This window comes from Oscillibacter sp. CAG:155, assembly GCA_000436875.1.
Classification (GTDB): domain Bacteria; phylum Bacillota; class Clostridia; order Oscillospirales; family Oscillospiraceae; genus Oscillibacter.
On the sequence record FR890850.1, the window covers coordinates 16,577 to 27,735 of the forward strand.

7 protein-coding genes are annotated in these 11,159 nt (G+C 60.5%); 5 read left to right on the forward strand and 2 right to left on the reverse strand.

What is annotated here, in order from left to right; translation table 11 throughout:
- The first annotated feature begins 5 nt into the window (after positions 1 to 5).
- On the forward strand, positions 6 to 3,122 hold the full coding sequence (locus tag QZL67_RS02195) for an efflux RND transporter permease subunit (protein ID WP_022289145.1): 3,117 nt from the start codon (positions 6 to 8) through the stop codon (positions 3,120 to 3,122).
- Between the two features lie 69 nt (positions 3,123 to 3,191).
- Here the strand turns inward: QZL67_RS02195 and rpoN are convergent, their stop codons facing one another.
- Together rpoN and QZL67_RS02205 are read right to left on the reverse strand one after the other, a co-directional pair.
- Entirely contained in the window at positions 3,192 to 4,532 is a 1,341-nt protein-coding gene (gene rpoN, locus QZL67_RS02200; RefSeq protein WP_022289146.1) for an RNA polymerase factor sigma-54, read from the reverse strand.
- A complete protein-coding gene (locus QZL67_RS02205) occupies positions 4,529 to 5,977 on the reverse strand; it encodes a sigma-54-dependent Fis family transcriptional regulator (RefSeq protein ID WP_022289147.1) in 1,449 nt (482 codons plus the stop codon). Before QZL67_RS02205 ends, rpoN begins: the two co-directional genes overlap by 4 nt.
- Positions 5,978 to 6,387: 410 nt before the next feature.
- Here QZL67_RS02205 and QZL67_RS02210 point away from each other — a divergent pair, with 410 nt between their 5' ends.
- The 4 genes from QZL67_RS02210 to QZL67_RS02225 form a co-directional block, all read left to right on the forward strand.
- Positions 6,388 to 7,161, forward strand: coding sequence for an enoyl-CoA hydratase-related protein (locus QZL67_RS02210; protein ID WP_022289148.1), 774 nt, complete (start codon positions 6,388 to 6,390; stop codon positions 7,159 to 7,161).
- A gap of 16 nt (positions 7,162 to 7,177) precedes the next feature.
- Positions 7,178 to 8,740 carry an acyl CoA:acetate/3-ketoacid CoA transferase gene (locus QZL67_RS02215; RefSeq protein ID WP_022289149.1) on the forward strand — a complete coding sequence of 521 codons (1,563 nt, stop codon included), beginning with the start codon at positions 7,178 to 7,180 and terminating at the stop codon, positions 8,738 to 8,740.
- Between the two features lie 66 nt (positions 8,741 to 8,806).
- Positions 8,807 to 10,285 carry a 4-hydroxyphenylacetate 3-hydroxylase family protein gene (locus tag QZL67_RS02220; protein WP_022289150.1) on the forward strand — a complete coding sequence of 493 codons (1,479 nt, stop codon included), beginning with the start codon at positions 8,807 to 8,809 and terminating at the stop codon, positions 10,283 to 10,285.
- A 191-nt stretch (positions 10,286 to 10,476) separates the two neighbouring features.
- The coding region (locus tag QZL67_RS02225) for an acyl-CoA dehydrogenase family protein (protein ID WP_292919690.1) at positions 10,477 to 11,159 on the forward strand (683 nt) is incomplete at its 3' end.

Here is an 11,159-nt window from a genome sequence, read left to right on the forward strand (position 1 = left end):
GGCGGATGAGTACAGCAAAGTTTAGTATCCAGCACAAGGTGACCACGCTGCTGGCGGTCATCATGATCAGCGTGTTCGGCGTGATGTTCACCTCCCAGCTGCAGATGGCACTGCTGCCTGATATGGAATTCCCGGCGGCGGTGGTCATGTGCTATTACAGCGGCGCCAGCCCCAGCGACATGGAGGAGCTGGTCACCCGGCCGCTGGAAACGGCCATCATGTCGGTCCCCGGCGTGGATGAGGTGCAGTCCACTTCTTCCGACGGCGTCAGCCAGGTGCAGATCACCTATGTGGACGGCACGGACGTGGACGTCGCTGCCACCAAGCTGCGGGAGCAGTTTGACATGCTCTCCCTGCCGGACGGCGCCATGGACCCCGTCATTGTCAACATCAACGTCAGCGACATGATGCCCACCGCCATGATCGCCCTGATGGGCGAAGATCTGGCGGACCTGCAGTCCCTGGCGGACGATGTGGTGGTGCCGGCGCTGGAGCGGATCAACGGCGTGGCCTCCGTGGATGTCTACGGCGGCGTGGGCCAGCAGATCGCTGTGGAGCTGGATGCCGCGCGGACTGCGGAGCTGGGCCTTTCCAACAGCTATGTCTCCCAGATCCTGGCGGCGGAGAACCTGCTTTATCCCGGTGGTGACCTGCAAAGCGGGTCCAAGAAGCTGACGGTCAGTACCGATGCCAAATTCCAGTCGGTGGAGGATGTGGCCAACATGCTGCTGCCCCTGCCCACCGGCGGGACGGTCCGGCTGGGCGAGGTGGCAAACGTGGTTTTGGAGACCACGGACCCGGATACCATCGCGGATATGAATGCCACCAGCTGTGTGCTGCTCCAAGTCTCCAAGCAGTCCGGCGCCAATGAGGTGGCCACCTCCGAGGCGGTGGTGGAGCGGCTGGACGAATTGACAGCAGAGAATCCCTCCGTTCATTACGCGGCCCCATACCTTGCTTCCGATTACATCAACCTGTCGGTGGAGTCCGCACTGCAGAACATCGTTCTGGGTGTGGTGCTGGCGGCAATCGTGGTGTTCTTGTTCCTGCGCCGCTGGGGCGCCACCATGACCATCGCCATCTCCATGCCGGTGTGTATCCTGACGGTGTTCATCCTGATGAACGTGTTCGATCTGACGCTGAACATGATGAGTCTGGGCGGCATCGCCATGGGCGTGGGCATGATCGTGGATAACTCCATCGTGGTGCTGGAAAATATCTACCGCTTTGCCTCGGAGGGTCATGATCGGTTCAGCGCCTGCGTGGAGGGAACCAAGGAGGTCACCACTTCCGTGGTGGCATCCACACTGACCACTGTGGCGGTGTTTTTACCCCTGGGCCTCTCCGGCGGTATCGCCGGGATGATGTTCAAGGACTTCTCGCTGACCATCGCCTTTTTGATCCTGGCGTCCCTCATCATCGCCCTGACGCTGGTGCCGCTGCTGTGCTACATGCTGCTGGACGAGAACAAGGTTCGTCAGCAGGCAATGAAAAAAGCCCAGCGGCCTGCCAATGGCCTAGCGGCACAGATCGGCGGCTGGATCAACCGGCTCAACAACCTCTATCAGCGGCTGCTGCGGTACTTCGTCTATCATCTGAAGACCGGCATGCTGGTGTCTGTTGCCATGGTGGCGATTTTTGCGGTGTGCTGCCTTTCCACCAATATGGTCCTGATCCCGGAGATGGATCAGGGCACGGTTTCCATCAGCGTGTCCATGCCCATCGGCTCCGAAGTGGAGGAGACCAACGCCATCACGGACCGGATCACCGAGATTGTTCAGCGGGACGTGCCGGAGCTTGAGAGCATGTATGCCATGTCCCAGGCGGAGTCTGCCACCATCGGGCTGAACCTGGTGGGCAAGAGTGAGCGGACCCGCAGCAGCTCCGATGTGGCGGATGACCTGCGGGTGGCGATGCAGGACATCGCCGGCTGTGAGATCACCGCCAGCTCTTCCCAGATGACCGGGATGACCAGCGGCGACGACATCAGTGTGGAGATCACCGGTGAGGACTACGATACGCTGGCCATGATCGCCGGGGATCTGACGAATCAGATCTCTGCGCTGGATGACGCAGTGGATGTCACCAACTCCCTCAGTGAGCAGGTCCCCCAGGTGAAGGTCACCATGCGGCGGGAAGCGGCCGCCCAGTACGGGCTGACTGCCGCCGCTGTGGGCGCCGCCGTCCGGGCGGAGCTCACCGGTGCCACCGCCACCACCGTCACCATCGACAACCAGGAGCTGGACGTTGTCGTTCGGGGTGACGGAGCCGCGTCCGAGAGTCTGGACGCCCTGCGGTCCATGCCCATCGCCTCCAGCCGGGGCGGTTATGTACCCCTCTCCACGGTGGCGGAGGTCTCTGTGGAGCAGGCACCCCAGAGTATCAACCGTACCAATCAGTCCCGGGTGGTGACCATTACCGGTGATACGATCAGCGGCAACACCACCCAGATCACCAAGCAGATCACCAACATTCTGGACGGCTATACCATGCCGGAGGGCTATACTGCCGAGATCACCGGCAGCTACTCCGATATGATGGAGAGCTTCGGAGATCTGCTGCTGGCGCTGCTGGTGGCATTGGGCCTGGTATACTTCATTCTGGCCGCCCAGTTTGAGTCCTTCGCCATGCCGGTGATCGTGATGATGATCCTGCCCGTGGCCTTTACCGGGGCGCTGTTTGCCCTGCCGGTCACGGGACGGGACCTGTCCATGATCTCTTTGGTGGCGCTTATCATGCTGGCCGGTACAGTGGTCAACTCCTCCATCATTCTGGTGGAGTATATCAAGATCCGCCGGAACATGGGAGAGAGCCGGGAGGAGGCCATTTTGAAGGCGTGTCCCCTCCGGGTGCGGCCGGTGATGATGACCACCCTCACCACGGTGCTGGCCATGGTGCCCATGGCCATGGGCTGGGGCGACACCAATGAGATGATGAGCGACATGGGAGTTACAATGATCAGCGGCATGGTGATTTCCACCGTTGTGACGCTGCTCTTCACGCCGGTGTATTACTCCGTCATCGACAATCTGGCCCATCACCGCTCCCGTCGCAAGCAGCCCCCCGCGGATGTATCTTCCGATCAGGAGCACACCGCCGGAGAGCTTCCTGCAGGCGTGTGAGCGGCAGGCTGGTGACAAAAGCCCAAAACAAATCGAAGCGCCTCCGTCCCACTGGACGGAGGCGCTTTTTTACATTCGTTTCCGGGCGGTGGAGCTTCCAAGCCCCAGCTCCAGGCGGTATTTGGCTACGGTCCGCCGGGCCACCTGGACGCCCTGGGTGCTCAGAAGCTGGGCCAGCTTTTGGTCGCTGAGGGGGTGGTGGGGGTCCTCCTTCTGCACCAGCTCCAGCAGTCTGTGCTTGATGGCTTGGCGGGAGGGACCGGACTCTCCCACGGCAAGGCTGAAGAAGTACCGCAGCGGATATGTACCCTGGCGGCACTGGAGATATTTGCCTCGGGCAGTGCGGGAGATGGTGGAGGGGTGGACCCCCAGCCGGACCGCCAGAGCGGAGAGCCGCATGGGTGTAAGCTCCGCGGTTTCCCCGGCAAAAAAGGGACGTTGGGCTTCCAGGATGGCCTCAGCGCATTGCCGCAGCGTGCTGCCCCGCCGTTCCAGACTGCCCAGCAGCCATTTTGCCTGCCGCATCTTCTCCCGAAGGTACGCCCGGGTTTTCGCGTCATCCGACTCCTTGAGAAGCCGGGCATAGTAACTGCTGATGGACATCCGGGGCAGATAGTAGTCGTTGAGTACCACTTTCAGCTGTCCCTCCAGTTCCACAATAAAGACATCCGGCTGGACATAGACGGTGGGTTCCGCCGGCTGAAAGGCGCGTCCCGGGTGCGGGTCCAATCCGGCAATGATCTTTTCGGCCGCCTGAACCTCCTCGGCGGTGATGCCCAGTGCCTTGGCAATGGGACCGTAGTGCTTCCGGCCCAGCTCCGGCAGGAATTGAGAGGCGATGTCGATGGATGCCTGACAGGCGCCCTGGCGCCGCAGCTGCAGCACCAGACACTCTGAAAGATCCCGGGCACCCACACCCGGCGGGTCCAGAGACTGCAGTTCCGTCAGGGCCTGGTCGGTCAGCTCCTGGGGCAGCTTCAGATCCTCCAGGCTCTCCAGATCCTCCGGTGTCAGATAGCCGTCCTCATCCACCAGCTCTGCCAGATATACGCACAGCGCCAGTAAAGGCTTGGCCAGGTGGCGCCGTTCCAGCTGATCCCGGAGGAAGGCGGCGAGGCTCTCCGTCTCCCGGTCTGCGGCGCCCCGCTCCGGAACGGCGCCCTCCTCATGGAGAAAGGTGCCGCTGTGCGGGCCGGCGTCCAGCCAGCTGGCTGCCCGGCGCAGCTGGGCGTATGCGCTTTGCAGGCTGGCGGGGCTCTCCGCCTCCAGCAGAGGGTTTTCCTCACTGGCGCGCCCCAGGTACTCCGCCAGGTCCTGCACGTTCATCTGCAGGACCTCCATGGACTGGAGCAGCTGCGGCGTCAGCTTGAGCTCCTGCCGGAGTTCGGTTTTTAAGGTGACCAGGCTCATGAGCTTCTCCTCTCTCCGCCCTTGCCGCTGACGTATTTGGCGACCTTACGGGCTGCGGTGGCCTGGGAGATCCCCAGCTCTCGGGCCACCGCCACGGTCGTGCCGCAGCGGCGGTAAGTATCCCGGATGATCTCTCCCTCGTAGGCATCCATCCGCTCTGCCAAAGAGCCCCGCTGGGCCAGCAGCTCCGCCGGGGGCACCGCGTCGCCGGTGTATTCGACAGGCAGGGCCGTGGTGTCGATGATGGGGTCCTGGACGGTAATGACCAGCCGTTCGATCAGATTTTCCAGCTGCCGGACGTTGCCAGGCCAGTCATACTGTTCCAAAAAGGCCAGGAAGCGGGGGCTGAAGGTCAAGTTCTTTCCATACTCGCGGCTGAAGCGGGCCAGGAACTGATGGGCAAGAGGGAAGATGTCCTCCTTGCGGGAGCGCAGGGGCGGGATGTGGATGCGGATGACATTGAGGCGGTAGAAGAGGTCTGAACGGAACAGGCCGCGCTGAACCTCCTCCTCCAGATTCCGGTTGGTGGCCACGATCAGCCGGAAATCCAGAGAAATCCGCCGGTTGCCGGAGAGGCGCTCGATGGTCTTTTCCTGGATGAGCTGGAGGAGCTTGGACTGGATGTGAAGGGGAAGCTCACCGATCTCGTCCAGAAACAGTGTGCCGTGGTTTGCAAGCTCGATCTTGCCGATCTTTCCGGTGGAAGAAGCACCGGTAAAGGCGCCCTTCTCATAGCCGAAGAGCTCGGATTCGATCAGATTTTCATGGAGCACGGCGCAGTTGACCTCGATGAAGGGGCCATCGGCCCGGTTGCTCATCTTGTGGATGGCCTTGGCGATGGCGCTTTTGCCCACGCCGGTCTCGCCGGTGATGAGGATGTTGGCCTTGGTGTTGGCAGTATTCTGCATCAGCGTCCACAGCCGCTGCATGGAGTTGCTCTTGAACACCAGGGAGGTGGAGGTGGCCCGGGTGCGCAGCTCCGCGATCTCCTGGGAGTACTGCTGCAAGGAATCCTGCAGATGCTGGTAGTTACGCTGAATGGTGTTGATCTGTTCCAGGGAGACGGTGTTGAAGCACACCACGTATTTGAGCTCCCCGCTGCCGTCACACAGCGGGATTCCCACGGTCATGACGTTTTTGTGGGTGTGGTTGATGGTCTGGGTGGTGACGACCTTTTTCCGCTGGCGGATCACCTCCGCTGTGATGCAGGGCTGAAAAGTGCCGTCCGCCTCCAGATCAAAGGCGGACTTGCCCACAATGGAGCCGTGGGCAAAGCCGAAGTTGTGTTCATAGGTTTCGCTGACCCGTAAAATGGTGCCCTTGGAATCGGAGAGCATCATATCGTCTGCCAGCACCAGGTTATTTTCCGGGCTGAGAATTTCAAAAAGCCCCTTTAGATTAATATCCTCGTCCAGGAGATGACTGAGATAGGTTTCCTGTGACACGTACTGCCTGCCTTTCTCCGCTTGAGGGCGGATGTGTTCTATTCAAAAATGAGTATACCATATTCAAAAGTGAATAAAAAGAGCCAAGTTTCGAAAAGTTTCGCCGCTTTGCGCTGAAACTGGAAAAAGGAGGAAAATAATTTGGCGGCTCACACAAAAAAGCGCATCTGAGAAACGGGGAGCACAGCGGATGCGGTTATTCAATTTTGAATAGATGCTGCGGAGAACTGCTTACTAACTTGGTAAAATGTATGAAACAGGCAAATAATTTTAGGTAAAATACACAGAAAGTGGCATCAAAAACCGGGAAATCCGCCTGTAAAACTTGGCACGGTAATTGCTTATAATTTAGAACGAGCACATACGCAGCGACAGCAAATGCCGCACTGAAATCAAGGAGGAATACTTCCATGCAGACCATTCGCTATGAGAAACAGGACAACATTGGAATTATTACCATCAACCGCCCGGAGGCGCTCAATGCGCTCAACTCCGCCGTGTTTGACGAGCTGGAGCCTCTGGTGGGCGAGATCGAGCGGGATGCCACCCTGGGCGCGCTGATCATCACCGGCGAGGGCCGCTCCTTTGTGGCCGGCGCCGACATCGGTGAGCAGTGCCCCATGGATCTGGATGCCGGCCGGAAGTGGGCCCGGAGAGGTTCCTCCGTGTTCCGCCGTCTGGAAAAGCTGGAGATCCCCACCATCGCCGCAGTGAACGGCTTCGCCCTGGGCGGCGGCTGCGAGCTGGCGCTGGCCTGCGATATCATTCTGGCTTCCGAGAAGGCCAAGTTCGGCCAGCCCGAGGTGGGCCTGGGCATCATCCCCGGCTTCTCCGGTACCCAGCGGCTTCCCCGTCGGGTGGGCATCGGCAAGGCCAAGGAGCTGATTTTCTCCGGCAAGATGATCAAGGCCGACGAGGCCAAGGCCATCGGTCTTGTCAATGAGGTCTGCGCACCTGAGGCGCTGATGGATGCCGCACTGGAGATGGCCCGTTCCTTCACCAAGAACGCCCCCATCGCCGTGAAGTATGCCAAGGCCTGCATTGACCGGGGCATGCAGATGGATCTGGACGATGGTATCGCTCTGGAAAACGAGATGTTTGCCATGTGCTATGCCACCGAGGACCAGAAGGAAGGCATGACTGCGTTCCTGGAGAAGCGTTCCGCAACCTTCCACAACAAGTGAGCGCTGCCGGGCGGACATGAGAAAAACACCGGTCCTCACTCCCCGGGAGGCCGCCCTGTTGGTGCGGGACGGCGATACCTTGGCGTCGGGAGGATTCGTGAGCAGTGCCTGCCCGGAAGCATTGTCCTCCGCACTGGAGCAGCGGTTTCTGGAGACGGGGCACCCCCGGGACCTGACGCTGTTTTTCGGCGCGGGACATGGAAACCGAAACGGTACCGGCGGAGATCACTATGGCCATGCCGGCATGGTCCGGCGGGTGGTCTGCGGCCACTGGGATCGGACCCCGCGGCTGGGTGCACTGGCACTGTCGGGCGAGATTGAGGCATACAACCTGCCCCAGGGCGTCATTACTCATATGTACCGGGATATTGCCGCCCACAACCCGGCCACCTTTTCCAAAGTGGGATTACATACGTTTGTGGACCCCCGGCTGGAGGGTGGAAAACTCAACGGACGGACGAAGGAAGACCTGGTGAAGCTGGTGGAGGTGGAGGGGCAGGAGTGCCTGCTCTACCGCTGCTTTCCGATAAACGCCGTCTTTCTCCGGGCCAGCTGGGCCGATGAATACGGAAACTGTACGGCTCACCGGGAGATTGGCCCGACGGACCTCACCGCCATGGCCCAGGCCTGCCGAAACTCCGGCGGCAAGGTCATCGTGCAGGTGGAAAAAATCGTCGCCGGCGGCACGCTGGACCCAAAACTGGTGGTCATTCCCGGTATCTATGTGGACGCACTCGTGGTAGGATCAGAGACAGAGCACCAGCAGTGTATGGACGCCGCCTATGACGGCAGCCTGACCGGAGAGTTCCGGGTCCCGGCAGATGCGCCGGAACCCCTTCCCCTGGACGCGCGGAAGGTCATCGCCCGGCGGGCGGCCATGGAGCTGCGGCCGGGAGCGGTGGTGAATCTGGGCGTCGGGATACCGGAGCGGGTGGCGCATGTGGCGGCGGAGGAGTGTCTCTCGGACGCGCTGACACTGACAGTGGAAGCCGGCAGCATCGGCGGCGTGCCCAGAGGCGGCACCCAGTTCGGCGGTGCCGCAAATCCCGCGGCCATCCTGCCGCAGAATGTACAGTTTGATTTTTACCACGGCGGCGGCCTGGATATCGCTTGCTTGGGCATGGCCGAGGTCGCGCCGGGAGGAGACGTGAACGTCTCCCGTTTCCACGGGCGGCTGGTCGGTTCCGGCGGTTTCATCGACATCAGCCAGAACGCCGGGACAGCGGTGTTCTGCGGAACCTTTACCGCCCACGGGCTTGACGCTGTCTGCGAAGACGGCAAGCTGGTGGTGCGGAAGGAGGGGGACGTGCGCAAGTTCGTTTCCGCCGTGGAGCAGGTCACCTTTTCCGGCAGCTATGCTGTCCGGCGGGGTCAGCGGGTGCTGTATGTGACGGAGCGGGCCGTGTTCGCCCTGCAAAACGGCGGCGTGACACTGACCGAGATCGCACCGGGCATTGATCTGCAGACCCAGATCCTGGACCAGATGGCGTTCATGCCCCGGATTTCCGAGGATCTCAAGCTGATGGATGAGCGGATCTTCCGGCCGGGTCCCATGGGACTTGGGCAGGAAGAGTTTTGAAGAGCGACCAACATTGTGTAAATGTTTGCATAAAAACAAAAGGGAAAAACAGGAGGAACAGACAAAATGGCACTGAAGACACCCCAGGAGTACATTGAGAGCCTGCGTCAGCTGAAAACGCGGGTGTACATGTTCGGCGAGAAGATCGACAACTGGGTGGATCACCCCATGATCCGTCCCAGCATCAACTGCGTCGCCATGACCTACGCCCTGGCCCAGGATCCCCAGTACGCGGATCTGATGACCGTTAAGTCCAGCCTGACCGGTCACACCATCAACCGCTTCACCCATCTGCATCAGTCCACCGAGGACCTGATCAACAAGGTGAAGATGCAGCGCCTGCTGGGCCAGAAGACCGCTTCCTGCTTCCAGCGCTGCGTGGGCATGGACTCCTTCAACGCCGTGTTCTCCACCACCTTCGAAGTGGACGAGAAGTACGGCACCCATTATCATGAGAATTTCAAGAAGTTCCTGACCATGGTGCAGGACAACGACCTGACCGTGGACGGCGCTATGACCGATCCCAAGGGTGACCGTTCCAAGGCTCCCCATGACCAGACTGACCCCGACATGTTCGTGCATGTGGTGGAGCGCCGTCCCGACGGCATCGTGGTCTGCGGCGCCAAGTGCCACCAGACCGGCTCCGTCAACAGCCACTGGCATATCTTCATGCCCACCATCTCCATGAGCGAGGCGGATAAGGATTGGGCAGTCTCTTTTGCCTGCCCCTCTGACGCTGAGGGCATGTACATGATCTACGGCCGTCAGTCCTGCGATACCCGCAAGCTGGAGGAGGACGCCTCCATTGATGTGGGCAACGCCAAGTTCGGCGGCCAGGAGGCCCTGGTGGTGCTGGACCACGTGTTCATCCCCAACGAATACATCTTCCTCAACGGCGAGTATGAGTTCGCCGGCATGATGGTGGAGCGCTTCGCCGGCTATCATCGCCAGAGCTACGGCGGCTGCAAGGTCGGCGTGGGCGATGTGGTCATCGGCGCCACGGCGCTTGCTGCCGAGTACAACGGCGTGGAGAAGGCCAGCGCCGTCAAGGACAAGCTCATCGAGATGACCCACCTGAACGAGACCCTCTACTGCTGCGGCATCGCCTGCTCCAGCCAGGGCTTCAAGACCAAGGCGGGCAACTATCAGATCGATCTGCTGCTGGCCAACGTCTGCAAGCAGAATGTTACCCGGTTCCCCTATGAGATCGTGCGTCTGGCTGAGGATGTGGCCGGCGGCCTGATGGTCACCATGCCCTCTCAGAAGGACTTCCATTCCGAGACTGTGGTCGGCCGCAACGGCGAGACCATCGGCGACATCTGCAACAAGTTCTTTGCCGCCCGCGAGGGTGTTCCCACCGAGTCCCGCCAGCGTATCATGCGTTTCCTGGAGAACATGTGCCTGGGTGCCGCGGCTGTCGGTTACCGCACCGAGTCCATGCACGGCGCTGGTTCTCCCCAGGCCCAGCGCATCATGATCGCCCGTCAGGGCAACATCCAGGGCAAGAAGCAGCTGGCTAAGGATATCGCCGGCATCATCGACTGATTGCCCTTCCCTGTCTGCGGGGAGCCAGACTCCCCGCGGGTAGATCCTCTGTTCCCTTCTGTTTGGGGGCCCTTCCCAGGCCCCCTTTCCCCTGGAACAGATTTGAAAATAGATTCCACAATGCGGAATCCCTAAAACTTGTGATCCTGCCTAATTGGCGTTTCAAAATTTGACATAAAGGAGTATAGATCATGGATTTCAATCTGAGCCGTGAGCACCAGCTGATCCGGAAGATGATGGCGGAATTCACTGAGAATGAAGTCAAGCCCATCGCTGCCGAGACCGACAAGACCAGCCAGTATCCCCGGGAGAACATCGAGAAGCTGTTCAACCTGGGTGTCATGGGCATGTGCGTGCCCAAGGAGTACGGCGGTGCAGGCGCCGATCCTCTGGCCAGCGCCATCTGCATCGAGGAGCTCTCCAAGCAGTGCGCCTCCACCGGCGACATCGTGGCCACCCACAACGGCCTGTGCTGCGATCCCATCCTGACCCACGGCACCGATGAGCAGAAGGCCAAGTATCTGCCCATGCTGACCACCGGCCACAAGGTGGGCGCGTTCGCCCTGACCGAGCCCAACGCCGGTTCCGACGCTTCCAAGACCCAGACCACTGCGGTTCTGGAGGGCGATCACTATGTGATGAACGGTTCCAAGATCTTCATCACCAACGGCTATGTTGCCGACGTGTTCGTGGTGTTTGCCATGACCGATCCCTCCAAGGGCACCAAGGGCATCTCCGCTTTCATCGTGGAGAGCAGCTTCCCCGGCTTCTCCGTGGGCAAGCACGAGGAGAAGATGGGCCTGCACGGTTCTCCCACCGCTGAGATCGTCTTCACCGACTGCATCGTTCCCAAGGAGAACCTGCTGGGCAAGGA

Coding starts and splice junctions, on each gene's coding strand:
- QZL67_RS02195 (WP_022289145.1), top strand. CDS start 6: ATGAGTACAGCAAAGTTTAGTATCCAGCACAAGGTGACCACGCTGCTG.
- rpoN (WP_022289146.1), bottom strand. CDS start 4,532: ATGAGCCTGGTCACCTTAAAAACCGAACTCCGGCAGGAGCTCAAGCTG.
- QZL67_RS02210 (WP_022289148.1), top strand. CDS start 6,388: ATGCAGACCATTCGCTATGAGAAACAGGACAACATTGGAATTATTACC.
- QZL67_RS02215 (WP_022289149.1), top strand. CDS start 7,178: ATGAGAAAAACACCGGTCCTCACTCCCCGGGAGGCCGCCCTGTTGGTG.
- QZL67_RS02220 (WP_022289150.1), top strand. CDS start 8,807: ATGGCACTGAAGACACCCCAGGAGTACATTGAGAGCCTGCGTCAGCTG.